The 15,423-nt window shown below is 42.2% G+C and carries 13 protein-coding genes; 7 read left to right on the top strand and 6 right to left on the bottom strand.

Annotation, left to right across the window (positions count from 1 at the left end; all coding sequences use genetic code 11):
• Nucleotides 1–80 precede the first annotated feature (80 nt).
• From LCL89_RS11950 to LCL89_RS11930, 5 genes are all read left to right on the top strand, one after another.
• Entirely contained in the window at nt 81–989 is a 909-nt protein-coding gene (locus LCL89_RS11950) for a vanadium-dependent haloperoxidase (protein WP_224810295.1), read from the top strand.
• Nucleotides 990–1,083: 94 nt separating this feature from the next.
• On the top strand, nt 1,084–1,974 hold the full coding sequence (locus LCL89_RS11945) for an RluA family pseudouridine synthase (protein ID WP_224810294.1): 891 nt from the start codon (nt 1,084–1,086) through the stop codon (nt 1,972–1,974).
• 77 nt (nt 1,975–2,051) lie between these two features.
• Nucleotides 2,052–2,516 (top strand): cupredoxin domain-containing protein, encoded by a 465-nt coding sequence (locus LCL89_RS11940; protein ID WP_197317015.1) that lies wholly within the window; start codon nt 2,052–2,054, stop codon nt 2,514–2,516.
• A 465-nt stretch (nt 2,517–2,981) separates the two neighbouring features.
• A complete protein-coding gene (locus tag LCL89_RS11935; protein WP_206760703.1) occupies nt 2,982–3,635 on the top strand; it encodes a LysE family translocator in 654 nt (217 codons plus the stop codon).
• A gap of 171 nt (nt 3,636–3,806) precedes the next feature.
• Nucleotides 3,807–5,765, top strand: coding sequence for a phospholipase D-like domain-containing protein (locus LCL89_RS11930; RefSeq protein WP_224810293.1), 1,959 nt, complete (start codon nt 3,807–3,809; stop codon nt 5,763–5,765).
• A 231-nt stretch (nt 5,766–5,996) separates the two neighbouring features.
• On the opposite strand, the gene LCL89_RS11925 is transcribed toward LCL89_RS11930, so the two are convergent.
• Complete coding sequence (locus LCL89_RS11925) at nt 5,997–7,769, bottom strand: metallophosphoesterase family protein (protein WP_224810292.1); 1,773 nt, start codon at nt 7,767–7,769, stop codon at nt 5,997–5,999.
• 227 nt (nt 7,770–7,996) lie between these two features.
• On the opposite strand from LCL89_RS11925, the gene LCL89_RS11920 reads away from it, so the two are divergent.
• Entirely contained in the window at nt 7,997–8,179 is a 183-nt protein-coding gene (locus LCL89_RS11920; protein ID WP_224810291.1) for a hypothetical protein, read from the top strand.
• Between the two features lie 52 nt (nt 8,180–8,231).
• Here LCL89_RS11920 and LCL89_RS11915 read toward each other — a convergent pair whose 3' ends face one another.
• The 5 genes from LCL89_RS11915 to LCL89_RS11895 all read right to left on the bottom strand — a co-directional run bounded on the left by LCL89_RS11915 (nt 8,232) and on the right by LCL89_RS11895 (nt 13,397).
• The gene (locus LCL89_RS11915; protein WP_224810290.1) at nt 8,232–9,332 is read right to left on the bottom strand and encodes a GerAB/ArcD/ProY family transporter; all 1,101 of its coding nucleotides are present in this window, start codon (nt 9,330–9,332) and stop codon (nt 8,232–8,234) included.
• Between the two features lie 252 nt (nt 9,333–9,584).
• Complete coding sequence (locus LCL89_RS11910; RefSeq protein ID WP_224810289.1) at nt 9,585–10,799, bottom strand: Ger(x)C family spore germination protein; 1,215 nt, start codon at nt 10,797–10,799, stop codon at nt 9,585–9,587.
• A 2-nt stretch (nt 10,800–10,801) separates the two neighbouring features.
• A complete protein-coding gene (locus LCL89_RS11905; protein WP_224810288.1) occupies nt 10,802–12,322 on the bottom strand; it encodes a spore germination protein in 1,521 nt (506 codons plus the stop codon).
• Between the two features lie 145 nt (nt 12,323–12,467).
• Nucleotides 12,468–12,872 (bottom strand): hypothetical protein, encoded by a 405-nt coding sequence (locus LCL89_RS11900; RefSeq protein WP_224810287.1) that lies wholly within the window; start codon nt 12,870–12,872, stop codon nt 12,468–12,470.
• A gap of 66 nt (nt 12,873–12,938) precedes the next feature.
• Nucleotides 12,939–13,397 (bottom strand): GNAT family N-acetyltransferase, encoded by a 459-nt coding sequence (locus LCL89_RS11895; protein ID WP_224810286.1) that lies wholly within the window; start codon nt 13,395–13,397, stop codon nt 12,939–12,941.
• Between the two features lie 120 nt (nt 13,398–13,517).
• Here LCL89_RS11895 and LCL89_RS11890 point away from each other — a divergent pair, with 120 nt between their 5' ends.
• Entirely contained in the window at nt 13,518–14,825 is a 1,308-nt protein-coding gene (locus tag LCL89_RS11890; protein ID WP_224810285.1) for a lysine N(6)-hydroxylase/L-ornithine N(5)-oxygenase family protein, read from the top strand.
• The last annotated feature ends 598 nt before the right edge of the window (nt 14,826–15,423 follow it).

Raw genomic sequence — 15,423 nt, 5'->3', positions numbered from 1 at the left:
TTTTAGCAGAGTACTTTTTTTGTTTTCTTATACACTCCCTCAGGGCTCCAGTCATAGTTTATAAAAAAGGAGGTGAGACGATGTCTTCAAAGAAAAGAAGTTATCCTTTGTGGACGTCACTTCCCTATGCAGGTGAGAAAAATCCACCGACGATCAGTGGAGGCGTAGAACCGGAAGCATCCCATTGGAAAACGTATTTCATTAGACATAGTCGAAGATATGGTTTTGAAACATTGGATGGCAGTGCAATCCGTCTGGCGATCAAACACCCTGAAACCATCGATTGGTATAAAGAATTGAAAAAGGTCAAGAAAACACTTGCTCATTTGACTGAAAGACAAATCCTTATCGCCAAATATTGGGGGGATGGCCCTGCATCAAAACAATGGACACCAATAGCCGATCGATTGATTGATACGTATGGAGTGGAGGCACCTCGGGCAGCGAGAATACTGGGAGTTTTATATAGTGGTATGAATGATGCATTTGTGGTCTGTTGGACACTGAAGTATAGATGGCTCGTGCCAAGACCAAATCAACTCGATCAAGAGTTGGCAACGGTTATTTGTACACCGAATCACCCTTCCTATCCTTCAGGTCACGCCACGATCTCTGGAGCGGCAGAAGTCATTTTAAGTTACTTTTTCCCCGCTGAACGAGATAAACTCCATCAGCTAGCAGAGGAAAATGCCAAATCCCGCTTATATGCTGGTGTCCATTACCCGGTAGATAATGATGAAGGTCTTCGTCTGGGACGGCAGATCGGTGGAATAGTCGTGGATGAATTGAGAAAAGACAGAGTGGGAGGACGTTCACTGGATACTCCGTTCACCAAATATAGAGATGCAGACATCATACCAGTGAACTACGAACAAGCAATCCCATTTGATTTTAATCAGAAGTGTAATTCACTTCTGCTAGGTGACCATAAAGAGAAGAGTGAATCTTCATCTTATGTCGACTGGTTAGAGTTGGATTGGTTCAAATAAAGTGAAGAGCAGCTCATATGAGTTGCTCTTTTTTTAAGTTTTCTTTCGTTACGCGTGGTAAACTTAATGAAAACTGTGTAACGGGGGAAAAATCATGCCACGTAAAAACAACAAGAAACCGCAGCACTTGCTCGTCAAAGAAACGTCTCAGCTATTACCATTTCTCATTCAATCATTACCAGAAACGGGTCGGAATTCTGTGAAATCCATTTTGAAACGTGGGCAAGTCATTGTGGATGATGAAGTGCAAACCCGGCATAACCTGGAGGTACATCCGGGCCAAAAGATCCAAATAGTCAAAAATAAGGTAGCTAAAAGAACTTCAACTCTCCACGGACTGGAAATTCTTCATGAGGACGATCATATTATTGTCATTGAGAAAAGTTCCGGGCTGCTGTCCATAGCTTCCCATAAGGAGAAACAATTGACTGCCCACCGTCAGTTAATGAACTATGTCAAAAGTAAAAATCCGAACAATCGGATTTACATCGTACACCGGTTGGATCGTGACACTTCGGGTGTGATGATGTTTGCGAAAAGTGAAGATGTTAAAAACACGCTTCAAAAAGCATGGAAAAAAGTTGTGAAAGAGCGTACTTATGTGGCATTAGTGGAAGGATCGGTGAAGAAAAGACAGGGGTCGATCGAATCATTTCTTCGGGAGAGCAAGACGTTGAAAATGATATCAAGTCAAAATCCGAAGGGTGGTCAGAAAGCGGTCACTCACTATAAAGTGATACAAAGTAACGGAAAATACACTTTACTGGAGGTTCAATTAGAAACCGGCCGAAAAAATCAAATTCGTGTCCATATGGAAGATATAGGCCACCCCATAGTGGGAGATAAAAAGTATGGAGCAAATACGAATCCACTAAAGCGTTTAGGTCTACATGCTCAAATACTGACATTCGTACACCCTAAGAGTGGAAAGGTCCTGCGGTTTGAATCACCAGTTCCTCGTTCATTTTACTCTAACTCGAAGTGAAAATTCTCTAAGTTCAACCGCAGACGACTTTTTTCAGCTTGTATGCATATACATGATTGTACAAGCTTACAGGAGGGATGCGGGTGGACGCATGGATCATATCAGCTAAGAAAGTCGGGTGGATTTTTGGAGCTGTTTGTCTGGCATTGATGGCTTATTTTATCGGGAGCTATTTTTGGACAGCAGCTGTCGCAACATCAACCGAATCGCTTATATCCAAGGATCCTCGTAAAATTCACCTTGTAACTGGAGAGTTCAAGGCTGAAACGGTAGAAGGTGACTCCATCGAATCCTATCGATGGGATCCAAGTACTATCTTTGTCGAAGAAGGGGAACCGATCCAATTGAGCATTTATGGCGTCAATGGGAAAGAACACCCTTTTGAAATCGAAGGTACAGACATCCAAGGGGTCGTTAAGCAAGGAAAAGAAACCGTCATTGATGTGAAGTTTGAAAAAGAAGGCATATATCAATTGGTATGTCACACGCATGGAAGTATCCAAGATGAAGGCCCGATGATTGCTTATTTTGTCGTGGACTGAGACCACCTGTTCAGGTGGTCTTTTTTGTGTACTTAGAGAAGCGTGCTGCTTCAGGTGATAGCAGCTATTTGTATCCCATCAGCAATAACTGAACCTTACTCGGAAATAGGTATTATTACGAGGAAGGCTCCGTTTATCTTTAAGGTTGTTATTTTACTTGTGAGCTCACAACTATTTCCGTAGAAGAATTAGTGTGAAGCGGCCTTCTAGAATGACTCGCTTTCCGTGGGGTACCGTGAGTCTCCTCAGGCTGACGCCTTCCCATACTCCTAGTAAAGAACGGACGGAAATCACAACTCAGACATGTGAACTAGTAAGAAATCGTTTAAATATCAACAATAGATTTTAACAGAGCCAAGAGAAATGAAGTAAAAGAAAGTACTCAAAGATTAAGAGATTGTAGTTCTAACCCACCTCTTTTTCACATGTAATATTTAAAGAAGTGTTCAGAAAAGGGGGAGCTCGATGTTCGCTACCATTGCGGGATATATTGTTCTCGGGTTATCCATTGCTGCTCCAGTAGGGCCAATCAATGTCGAAATCATCAAAAGAGGACTGGCTTTTGGATTTTGGCCTGCACTTTTCGTCGGTCTGGGCGGGATGTCTTCTGATTTAGTATTGATGGGTGCGATGTTTACAGGTATCTCAACGGTTTTGACTTGGACATGGGTGAAAATTACATTAATGCTCTTAGGGTGCATAATTTTAATTCAGACAGGGTGGACAAGCCTTCGTACCGATCAATTAAAGGTAGAGGAGAGAAAGACAGAGCGGCTGCCTTCTGAGACTAGAATGAGGTTGGGGTCATTCATGAAAGGGTTTCTTATAGCGGGGACCAATCCTATGAACATTCTATTTTGGGTTGGCATTTATGGGTCTGTCCTTAGCGGAGCTTTTCAAGAAGAAAACTTATTTCATTCTTTCTTAGTCAGTTCATTGGTGTTTGTAGGGATAGGCTTGTGGAACATCAATTTAGCATTCACTATGCACTTTGGCCGCTTTCTCGCCAACCCCTTCGTACTGAAAAGTATCAACAGTGTCGCAAGTATCGTTTTGATAGGTTTTGGATGTAAATTCGGATACGATGGACTGAATCTGATCCGCACATATTGGATATGACTTTAGTAGGTTTTACAAAAGTAAAAGTCCCGAAATTTCATTAAAATTTTCCATATACTGATCGTTTTGTCTCCTTTTTCGTAAAGATTTATTAATTTTTGAAAAATCACTCTTTCTATGTGATAGGTTTAAGTGTGTAACACCCATCATACATAAGGAGTGATTGACCTCATGAAACTGAAAAATGTTTTTGTAGTATTGCTCACGATTATCATGCTGAATGTTTCTTTTTATTCACCAAATGAAACATCTCATGCAGCGACGAAACATGATGTTGTCATCAACGAAGTAGCTTGGATGGGAACAACGACAAGCTATAATGATGAATGGATTGAATTACATAACCCTACAGGATCAACGATTACTTTGGATGGATGGACATTAAATGCGGCAGATGGATCTCCTGCCATCAATCTGACAGGCACAATTCCTGCTAATGGTTATTACCTGTTAGAGCGTACAGATGACTCAACCGTATCAGGAACAGCTGCGGATTTGATTTATTCTGGATCTCTTTCAAATTCAGGAGAAATCCTTGAGCTTAAGGATGCAGGAAGTACGTTAATAGATTCCGTAGACAGCTGGTATGCTGGAGACAATGATACGAAAGCGACGATGGAACGTGTGGACCCGGGCGTCGATGGGACAACAGCATCTAATTGGGCTACGGCAACTGATTCTTATTCAGGAGGGGCAGGCACTCCAAAAGCTGCGGGCACGACCACGTCCAATGGGTGTTCAACAAGTACCGAGCAGTTGAACAATGTTTCAGATGCTCCTGATGCAATTAATGTTTACTTTAATAAATGTGCCTACGATCAATATGCTACAACAGGAAACAAAGCTAACTACAATGTAAATTTAGAAGATCGTTTGATTGAACGAATCAACAGTGCGACGACGTCTATTGATTTTGCCACGTATGAAATCAACTTACCAGGTGTGATTGATGCTCTTGCAGCTAAAGCAGCTCAAGGGGTGGATGTAAGAGTCATCGCAGATGCGAAAGACTCGAGTGATCCACACTATACGGAGCGTTATCAAACAATGAGGTTGTATATGGAACAGCTGGTTCGCGGACAGGATGGAACGATCGGTACGGCTGACGATGTCGAGGTATTCTCAGACTCGATCATGTTTGCCGTAGAAGACCAAACTCTCCGTCAACAATATAATCTGCCATCTACACCGACCGGAATGAACCAAGTGACGGTTTCAGTAGGAAGTGGAACAGAATCCGGCTATATGCTTGCAGATGCAGAGGAAAAAGATGTGGATAGTTACTACTCTCCTGATGATCAAATGCATAACAAATTTGCTGTCGTTGATGGCAAGTGGGTGTTCACAGGAAGCTGGAACTTTACGGTTACAGGGCTTTACGGTACTGAAGATAATATGAATAATGACGTTCTTGGTGGTAATACCCAGCACGTCGTAGAAATCAACAGTTCAGATTTAGCTTCTATTTTTAAGACGGAATTTGATGAAATGTGGGGAAGTGCTGGAATGACACCAGACCCTGTGGCTTCGAATTATGGCAGCCGTAAAATCGATAATACACAACATACGGTCAATGTAGGTGGAAAAACAGTTGACGTTTATTTCTCTGCTGGAGATGATGCAGTAGGAAAAATGGCGACATACGTAAAAAATGAAGCGGATTACAGCAGTTACTTTACTATTTTCGCTTGGAGCGACCAGACGTTAGTCAATGAGCTTAAGAACAAATGGGAAGGTTCCTACAATGACATGGAAGGGACATTGACAGGTTTTGATGTCAAAGGTGTCTTTGATGAAGGCTTCTGGAATCAATGGTGGTCTGCGGCGATCGAAATGACTGGTCGGACAGCATCTCAAACTTCCGAAAATAACCCGAATGTCAGGTGGAACAATCCAGCACCTGTATACAAAGACAATGAAGATCGTAAGATGCATAGTAAGACGATGTTGATTGATGCTGAAAATCCTACTAGTGATCCGACTGTCATCGTCGGCTCTACAAATTGGAGTACGAACGGAAATGATATCAACGATGAAAACATGCTGTTCATCCATGATGCTGATATCACCAATCAATTCTTACAAGAGTTCAATGCACGCTACGATGCAGCTGGCGGGAGTATTCAATAACCAGCCTGAAATATGAAGGATAAGCCAAGTTATTTTTTTAATGATTGCTGTTCTTTCAACAGGAAGGGACGACACCTATAAGGATGTCGTCCCTTTCTTGTTTCCTTTATCAAAGGTTAGTGTTGATCAAGCTCATGAAAACAGTTAAGGAAATGGTCAGGTTTAGTGGCTATGATCATATAGATTTAAATAAGAAAAGCCCCGAGCCGGTTGGTGTCGGGGGCTTGTGGTTTATTTGATGACGATTTCTTTTGAGCTTTCAGCAGGAACGGTCACCTGCACTTTTATCACTTGCTTATCTCCAGATGATCGGTCCTGAATAACATTTCCAGTGGATACGCTGTAATCCCCTTTGACCAGATATGCAGGGAGGGTCAGGGTCATTTCTCTCTTCAATCGATTCGTTACTTGGATTGTTTGTCTCGTAGCGGTTCCGTCATTGGCATTCTCATAATCAGACTCAAGTGACATCACTCCGCTTTCTGTATCACCATGCTGGTACACAGGAACAGAGCGGTCAGGGTCTTCATAATTATAATCTTGAATGTTGCCATCGTTGACTTGGAAAGGACGGAAGCCTGCCCATGGTTTACCGCTTAACTCAATGGATGTTGTGGTCGCATATAGAATTCCATTCTTCTTCGAAATGTCATCGATGTGCGTATGACCGTGCAGACTGAGGTCGACATCATTACGTTCCATTATATCCATCAATTCTTTTGCATTCTCCCCATGCCATTGTTGGTCATACTCGATTCCAAGCTTTTCACCCAGAGCGAGAGTTTCTGCAGTTTGTGGGTTGTGCTGTTCATCGTATTGTTTCCAATATTTTTGTACATCAGGGTCATCCTCTGGCCAAATTTCACGGTCTCTCCATAATGGATTATGGTGAGAGAACAAACCTCTGATTTGGTTCGGGTGTGCATTCTTTGCATTATCTTTCAAATCTTGTTTTACCCAGTCCAACTGTTCTTGTCGGATCTGACCGCCCCAGGTTGGTACGGAGACTGTTCCGTGACCACTCCGGTCGAATTTGTGCCAATCGAACGAGTTATACCCGATGAAATGGGCATAAGGGCCGTAATCAAAAGAGAAGTACTGCGGTCCAAAATATTTTTCCCAATATTTTGCTCCATCTGCAAGTGTGGCATCTTGAGCATAATAGTCATGGTTTCCAGGTACGAGATAGACAGGAACTTCTAATTTTTTTAACATTCGATACGTTTCCTCGTACTCGTAGATATATTCCTGAGGATTCATTTGACCATACATAAGATCTCCGGTCACAACGACAAAGTCCGGCTTTTTCATATTCACTTCCTTTATCGCTTTCTGCAGGTACAGCCAGCGGCTATCTTCATCCGGGGTCCACATCCCTGCTTCTTTCGTTCTTCCGGGATCTACTGTAGAAGTGTCGTCATGATTACCGAGATTTCTTGGAGACCCTACATGGGTATCGGTCAAATGTAGAAACTCGAAATCTTTATTGAACTGTTCGACAACTTGAACAGAATGAGGCTGTTCATCAGTTTTCCTTTGTCCATTCGCTGTGTATTCTACCTCGAGGTCATAGAGTTCTTCTGGTACTTCTTCGGGAATTTGTACGGTTACTTCATATATTTTGGAACTGTCTTTCCAGTGAGACGTTCCTGAAGAAATATCCTGAACGGGCAAAGTATGGGTTTCTTTCAATGGAGACTGGTCTATCGGGTTCAGTTCTACATTCCAGCCAGCCGCTTCTTTCCCTTGAGTGTCGACTTTCACTGTAAGAGTCTGCCCTTTTTCTTTTATAGCAGGAGTAGCAAAAAGCGGGTAAATGATATCATTCACTTTTGGGTCCAGAGAAACATTAGGGGCTAAATCCGTATAGTGAGTGGAGTTTCCGATGCCTCCATCTTTACTTCCTATCGATAAGAGCGGCCCCTCGGAAGCGTATGTGGCCAGAGGGGTAATGAATAAGAAAAGTGAAGCTGTTATAATACTCAACTTTCTTTGAATTGTCATATAAGCTGCCTCCTTTAGTGATGTCAGTTTTATTTTAGAGGGTAATTGTAAATGCAATATAAAAAATAGATAACAATATGATGGGGATTATTAATATCTCCTTACAAAAGCTCTTATGGCCTCTGAAATCGGCTCGCACTTAGAGAAGTTCTGGCAACGCGCTGCACCGACATCCTTCTCTATTTTTTCATGGAGGGGTGTTTTTTATCTGAAGAAAGGGTATAGGGATGAAAAGAGGATGGGGGCGATTGATCATGCAGAAAAAAGATGATAGAAAGCCTGAATCATGGATGATAAGCGATGAACTTCTTAATCATTACGGGGACCTCTACCTTTCCCAAGAAGAAGAGATCCATTCAATGACGTTTCACCAGTACCTCCATCACAAAATGACAGCTAACGATCGTTGAACCAAATTATTAAAGGGAGCTTTGTCTGTTTGGACAAAGCTCCCTTCATTCATTATGCACCTTTTTGTTTAATTTTCTTTTTTATTAACAATCCTGCTAAAAGGATCAGTGGCAAAATGAAGCCGATGGAAAGAGCGTAAGAAAACCAGATTTCACCGACGAAACTTTCAAAATAGGCGACATCCGGATAAGATATGATTGAGAGAATGATCGTTCCCATACCCAACGGAAGAACAAGGGGGCGGTAGTCGTCTAAGCTTAAAAATTGAGCAAACCCGACCGTAGAGGCGTAGTATAGGACAATCAGTTTGAAGAAGATCGTCATCATCCAAATGATCGCTATAAAGATTTCCAAACCTTCCAGAAACCCTGCTACTGATATCTTCTCCCCGATTCGGTAAGTGGGGTAAGTATTCATAATCGTTAAATCACTACCCAGAACGAGGATGCATAAGCTGGTGATGCCTAATAAAACGGATCCTCCAATTACGCTCCCTATGATCCACCCTTTTTTCGTCTGCTTTAATTCTTTTACATAAGGAAAAATCATTAATAGTGCCACCATCTCTAATATGGGTGAGCTGATCATGACTTTTGAGGCTGAAAGCATCGGAGAGACCCCGTCCCCCAATATAGGTTTGAAATTATCCATGCTGATTTGAGGTGAGGAGAAAAGAAACAGGAACAAGAGCAAAAGAATCATCCAAGGCATGAATATCTCCGAAGAACGGCCGATTACTTCAATGCCGAGAAAAGTCCCACCTAACACAACGACAAAGAAAAGAATGTGAGTGAACTGCAAAGGTGTCGCCGGCATGATTTGAGATGTCATGAAATCTCCGATGTTTCTCAAGACAAGGGCGGCCAGGATGTATACGAAAACTAAATAAAAACTGCTGAATAACCGTCCCACCCAGTTTCCGAATACATCATTGAAAGCTTCTATGAATGTCTTACCAGCAGAAAGTTCTCCAATTTTATTGTATAAAATAATTATAGCCACCCCTATCAGAATTGAAAGGAGAATGGACATCCAGGAATCTTGCTTAGCTTGCTCAGTGACAGGGCCTGGAACAATAAGAATAGAGCTGCCGATTGTGAAAAAAATGACAAGAAACATAAATTGACGGGGACTGATCGTTTGATTGTCCATTGGAATGAGACCTCCTTAATTAAAGCCCGAACCATGAGTGAATGGTGGAATAAAACGACCAAATATAATCAAGAGGGTTGGGGAGATCGACACCCCGGCTTTCTAATATACTGATAAAAGTTGTCGCAACCAATATTGAAGAAGACCACCAAAGTTCTTTCATTTTTTTGTTTTTGTAAAGTTTTTTAAACTGAAACAGGAAAATCCCTGCTCCTATCAAAAAAATCGCTATGGATGACCACATGAGTTCACTTATCCTTTCTTATCGATCGGTTGAGTCGTATTTCCTTTTCTTCTTATATCCGCTTGAACCTTGATCTCACAATCCATCTCTTTAAAATGTTTGTTCCAATCTTTTTCGACTTTCTTCCAATATCGCGGCTCATCTCTATGAAAAACATTTCCAGCACCGAAAATATCACTTTCAAAATCTTCCTTCGCAACTGTTACAGCTGATTCAATAAGTTTTTTAATTTCTTTTTCTGTCTCTTTATTCAAGTAGTCAATGGTATCAGGATTACTTAAATCCATATCACAAGCCACTTCCCCTATGTTAGCTTCTGTTTCCACAGAAATTTCAAGTTTGGGAGGGGAGGTGCCGTTAGTCTTGCCGGTCATCCCTGCTTTTGTGCGGATGATTTCTATTCCGATCGTTCCCTTTTCTTTACAAGGAATTTGTAGAATCGTACTCTTAACATCACCAGTTGCGAAATTAAGTCCGCGGCTTTGGTCTTCCGTCAGCCACCCTGCTAAACGGTCCTCTTTGAAAGCAGCTAGGTGGTCAAGCTCAACTTTGGTCGGGGCATCCACGTGTTCAACGTTCATCTTATTATCCCCGAGCGGGTAGTCTGCACCAATCAATTCAATGCCGCCAATCACAGGATTCTCGCCAGGAGATCTGAGAGCTGAAAGGACTTTGTCGATTGTTGTCCCTTTTGAAGACGCCCATGCTTCCTCAGAAGCTTTGATGGAGTTCATGATTTTGTTGGCCGGGATTTTTTCGTAGGGGGTGATGACACTCAGCATTTTCTCTACTGATTCCCCTTTTGCTAAAGCTATATAGAAAGACGTTCTGAATTCGTGATCCCGGTAAAGAAAGTCCAACGCAGGCATCAATCCTTCTTCAGCCAACCTTTCACCGATGACGACTAACCGCATTTGAGAAAAATAAATTTTCCTCGGACTCTTTGTAGTCAGCTTTCGAAAAGCTTCAAACATTGATTTTCCTGTAATCGTATAACTGGATACCGGTGGACGTGTAGTTGGAGCATCGGTTGCAATCTCAGAAGGGTTGATGACTTGAACGATGATGATGAATTCCCCTTCTTCGTTTTTATCGATTCCTGTTGCTACCGCAATCCCAAGCTCATCCAACTCCCTGCTGTTCCAACATCCTGTCAGCATCAATAAGCTGACCATGACCAGTATGATTGGAATGATTCTCTTAAAACATTTCCTCTTAACCATAATCAGCTCTCCTTTGATGTTGGATTGGTGCGCGTTTCATTTTGCTTTGAAGTGGACGTTGGTCTTGAGAACAACCCCCAACGAGGGAAACGAACGAGTACGTCCTTTTGGTCTTTTGGAACAAAAGGTGCTAAAGGTGACATGTAAGGCACCCCGAATGAACGGAGGCTGCAAAGGTGAAGAACCATGCCGATCAAACCAAGAATGATCCCATACAAGCCGAACGTTGCCGCGAGGATCATAAACGTGAACCTTAACATTCTCACAGGGATGGCTATGTTATAAGATGGTAAAACAAAGCTGCTGATTGCTGTCAGCGCAACGACAATGACCATGGCGGGTGATACGAGCCCTGCCTGCACCGCTGATTGACCGAGTACGAGGGCTCCTACGATAGACACTGCAGAACCTACAGGTTTTGGCAGTCGAACTCCGGCTTCCCTCAAAATCTCAAAAGTCAACTCCATGATCATGGCTTCGACGAAAGCTGGAAACGGAACACCTTCACGCTGTGCCGCTAAACTGATCAATAGAGAAGAGGGGATCATCTCCTGGTGAAACGTGGTGAACGCTATATAGAGTGACGGCATGAATAAGGCGATATTGAAACAAGCCAATCTCAATATACGAATCAGCGTTCCGATATCAGCACGTTGATAATAGTCTTCGCTGGATTGAAAGAAGTTGACGAACAATGCAGGCACCAGCAGTACGTTCGGGGTCCCATCGGTCAAAATAGCTACCCGGCCTTCCAAAATACCTGCTGCAATGGCATCTGGTTTTTCAGAATAGTAGATGGTCGGAAAAGGAGAGTATTGTCCATCTTGAATGTACTCCTCTAAATAACCGCTATCCAAAATGCTGTCTACATCAATTTGCTCCAGTCGTCGATGAACCTCTTGCACGACTTGTTCATCTGCAATCCCATCCAAATAGCTGACGACTACATCGGTCTGAGTCCGTTTACCGATAGACATACTGTCCATTCTGAGCTCAGGGGATTTGATTTTTCTCCGCAGCAATGATGTGTTCGTTCTAAGAGTCTCTGTAAATGCTTCTTTAGGACCCCGAATGACACTTTCAGAAGTTGCCTCCTGAACTCCACGGTCCTGCCATCCTCTTGTACTTGCTGCCAAAGCCTTATCAACTTTATCTAACATTAATAAGGTTTCCCCTGATAGAAGGTGTTTGAAGAACTTTTCGTACGTATCCACTTCCTTCAATTCTCCTATAGGGAGGGAGGTTTCCTTAATGATTTGATATAAATGTTTCGTGGACACCCTCTTTGAAGGCATTTCAAGCATAAGGGCTTCCAACAAGAAATTTTGTATAGTCTCTTTGTCTACGAGTCCGTCGATGTATAAGGCGGCACAAGGAGTTTTTCCGATCTGCATATGTCTGACAACCAGGTCGGAACTTTCACCCATCGTAGTTTCAATCAATTGTAAACTCTCATTCAAATCGAGGAGTAACGGTCGGGAAGCTGATGTTGACGGAGAGGAATCATTGCCTGATGGCTTCATTGTCGCGTACTCCTTTCAGCGTGCGTTTTTCTTAGCATGTGCGTGAACTGAAAATTTATGAGTTTTTATCCTCTTAAGAAAGGTTTCCGAGAGTAAAATGAATTTCATAAATTTGGCCATAAAAAAATAACCGGCATTATACCGGTTATTCCCACTTAATATGATCATTGATGTCTTCCATGAATGCTCGAAGCTTTTCTTCATCCACTTCATATCGTTCCCCGTTCATTTCAGCAATATTTTCACCAGTAAAGACCACTTTTGTCATGGGGTTCCCGTTGCTGTCATATAAACTGAATTCCTTGTGAAAAACAGAGCTACTGTCGCTCGTTTCATTCCAGGGCATAGCATTCATGGCATCAATGAAGTTTGCAAGGATTTCCTTGTCATCTGTCCTGTAAGTTACAGGATTTGCTGAGTCATTATTGATGTGGATCGTGATTTCTCCTATATCTTCTTCAATCTTACTTGTAAACGGCTGCTCTGAATTACATCCAGCTATTATAAAGATAAGGAAGGGGAGGAGCATGGATCTAGACGGCAGCTTCATAGCGGGTGCCTCCTCGTTTTCTATGCTTTAATTAGTGTTTTCTATCATGAACCAGTACTTAGAGTCTTATTCTTTTATCTTCTTTCTGAAAACGACCATATCCAGGGCCTGGATGCCAAACTCGACAATAGGAGAAGGGTAGCGTAAGAAGAAATCTTTTTTGATTTTATGAAATCGGAAACCGGCTTTCTGGTAAAATGCTATATTATCTAAACTGCAGTTGGCTGTACCGACTTCCATATACGTATAGGAGCGGTGATGGATCTCTGTCGCTATCTCCAAGGTTTTCTTCCCGATTCCTTTTCTTCTGTACCTCTTGTCCAAGGCTAAGTTCTTCAACTCTATGGTTTCATCCTCTATCTCTATGAACAAACAGACACCTGCGACTTCCTGGTTGACCGTTATGGCATACATCATTCCCTCGTTTAAATAACCTTCAACGATTTTTTCATCTTCATCAGCGAGTAGTAAGTATTTTTTTAATGATTCACGGTCTTTCACTTGCTGAAGTTGAACCTCACTCATATCCCTTCCCCCTGACGCTATCGATAAACTTTTCTTATATCTTAGTGGGAATATGGTAACATATAAGTGATGAGTAAATTTCTGAAATCGTTGTTTTTTCTGAAAAAGGAGTAGTGAGAAATGGAACAACATGAGAAAATGCATGATTTAATCGGCGTAGGAATCGGACCATTTAATTTAAGCTTAGCGGCTTTACTTGATGAGCATGAGTCGGTCGATGCTCTATTCTTTGAACAGAACGCTGCCTTTGACTGGCACCCTGGTATGCTTATTGAAGGAACAAAAATGCAGGTACCATTCATCGCGGATCTAGTTACAATGGCGGATCCGACAAATCCATACAGTTTCTTGAATTACATCAGTAAAAATGATCGTATGTATCAATTTTACTTTTTACAACGACTAGATATCCCTAGACGTGAATACAACGACTATTGTCAATGGGTGGCAGCTCAGCTTGATAGCTGCCGTTTTGGGAAGAGAGTTGTGGATATCAGGCACGTGCAGGATGGAGAAGAATACTTTGAAATTGTCGTGGATGATTTGGAGTCCGGAGAAAAAACGACATTCAAATCAAGGAACCTTGTCATGGGTACAGGCAGTATTCCTGTTATCCCAAAGTCTTTCCGAGGACTGCCTTCGGAAGATGTGTTCCATACTGCCGACTTTTTATCTCATCAGGACCGGTGTCGGAACGCAGGATCTATTACAGTGATCGGGTCAGGACAAAGTGCTGCAGAAACATTCAGGGAATTGCTGAAAGAGCAGCGTGAATATGGATTCCGATTAGACTGGATTACCCGCTCGCCTGGTTTTGCTTCTATGGAAGAGTCTAAATTGAGTTTAGAGCACTTCTCACCTGATTACGTCAATTATTTCTATCAACTGCCGCAGAACCAAAAAGATGAAATTTTCGCTTCTCAAGGGCTGTATTATAAAGGTATCAGTAACCACACAGTCAATGATATTTATAACTTGTTGTATGAATATTCCGTAGGTGAAGAAGAACCGAATGTCGGTCTCCAGGTCCTGAGTGAAGTGAAAGAAATACAACCGAAACAGGGTGGAGGGTATGAACTGACTTGCTACCATTGGCAGAAAAAAGAAGAATTCACTCATTCGAGTGATCTCGTCATTGCTGCTACAGGTTACAAGCCGAATGTACCTGACTTCGTACACCACCTCGAAGACTTTTTAGAATGGGATGAACATGGAAGGTATAAAGTTACTCCGGATTATCGTTTGAAACAAACAAAAGAAACATCCAATGAGATCTATGTTCATAGTGGCATTTCCCATACACATGGGGTGGGATCCACGAATCTAGGTCTATCGGTCCATCGTAATAAAGTGATAATCAATCATCTTCTGGGAAGAGAAATCTACCCTATGAAAGAAAAAACGATTTTTCAATCCTTTACCGTATAACTGGAAGAGACTCGGAATCAATACCGGGTCTCTTTTTTTTATAGGGATGAACAGAGCTTAAAAAAATTGGCTCTGTTAAAGTTTAGTGTTGATATATCCATCAAAAAAAGTATTCATTACGAAATGTTTGTATGCGTGTAGGGCTCCGGGAAAAGGTTCGCTTTCCATGGGGCGGGCGCTAAGTCTCCTCAGGCTACGCCTTCCGGGGCCTCACCTGTCCCACACGTCCCATAGGAGTCTCACCTTTTCCCTCCGCCCTCTGCTTCATCAGAGTGCCTCCAAACAAGATCTTTTGGAAGAAATACTTCATCTTGATGGGAGGAAGTATAAAATCTTAAAACCTAGCTACTGTGTTTCATTCTCTTAGGAGTGGCATAAGGACCGAACGATCTTGATAATAGGTCTTTTTTACGTAGATGTCACGGATTTTATAATGCAAAGGGCGGAGGGGAATCGGGAGACTCCTGCGGGAAGAGAGTGCTTGGTGAGACCCCACAGGACGAAAAGTCCGAGTTATAATGAACGAAACTAGCTCCTTGATCGTAAATACGTAGGTTAATCGGGTAAACAGTAGTAAGACACCACAATACCCTATCAG

This window comes from Halobacillus yeomjeoni, assembly GCF_020171525.1.
Taxonomy (GTDB): domain Bacteria; phylum Bacillota; class Bacilli; order Bacillales; family Halobacillaceae; genus Halobacillus; species Halobacillus yeomjeoni.
The sequence above is the reverse complement of the archived record's forward strand: the minus strand, read 5'-3'. Positions and strand labels throughout refer to the sequence as shown.

Coding starts and splice junctions, on each gene's coding strand:
- LCL89_RS11950 (WP_224810295.1), top strand. CDS start 81: ATGTCTTCAAAGAAAAGAAGTTATCCTTTGTGGACGTCACTTCCCTAT.
- LCL89_RS11945 (WP_224810294.1), top strand. CDS start 1,084: ATGCCACGTAAAAACAACAAGAAACCGCAGCACTTGCTCGTCAAAGAA.
- LCL89_RS11940 (WP_197317015.1), top strand. CDS start 2,052: ATGCGGGTGGACGCATGGATCATATCAGCTAAGAAAGTCGGGTGGATT.
- LCL89_RS11935 (WP_206760703.1), top strand. CDS start 2,982: ATGTTCGCTACCATTGCGGGATATATTGTTCTCGGGTTATCCATTGCT.
- LCL89_RS11930 (WP_224810293.1), top strand. CDS start 3,807: ATGAAACTGAAAAATGTTTTTGTAGTATTGCTCACGATTATCATGCTG.
- LCL89_RS11925 (WP_224810292.1), bottom strand. CDS start 7,769: ATGACAATTCAAAGAAAGTTGAGTATTATAACAGCTTCACTTTTCTTA.
- LCL89_RS11920 (WP_224810291.1), top strand. CDS start 7,997: ATGAAAAGAGGATGGGGGCGATTGATCATGCAGAAAAAAGATGATAGA.
- LCL89_RS11915 (WP_224810290.1), bottom strand. CDS start 9,332: ATGGACAATCAAACGATCAGTCCCCGTCAATTTATGTTTCTTGTCATT.
- LCL89_RS11910 (WP_224810289.1), bottom strand. CDS start 10,799: ATGGTTAAGAGGAAATGTTTTAAGAGAATCATTCCAATCATACTGGTC.
- LCL89_RS11905 (WP_224810288.1), bottom strand. CDS start 12,322: ATGAAGCCATCAGGCAATGATTCCTCTCCGTCAACATCAGCTTCCCGA.
- LCL89_RS11900 (WP_224810287.1), bottom strand. CDS start 12,872: ATGAAGCTGCCGTCTAGATCCATGCTCCTCCCCTTCCTTATCTTTATA.
- LCL89_RS11895 (WP_224810286.1), bottom strand. CDS start 13,397: ATGAGTGAGGTTCAACTTCAGCAAGTGAAAGACCGTGAATCATTAAAA.
- LCL89_RS11890 (WP_224810285.1), top strand. CDS start 13,518: ATGGAACAACATGAGAAAATGCATGATTTAATCGGCGTAGGAATCGGA.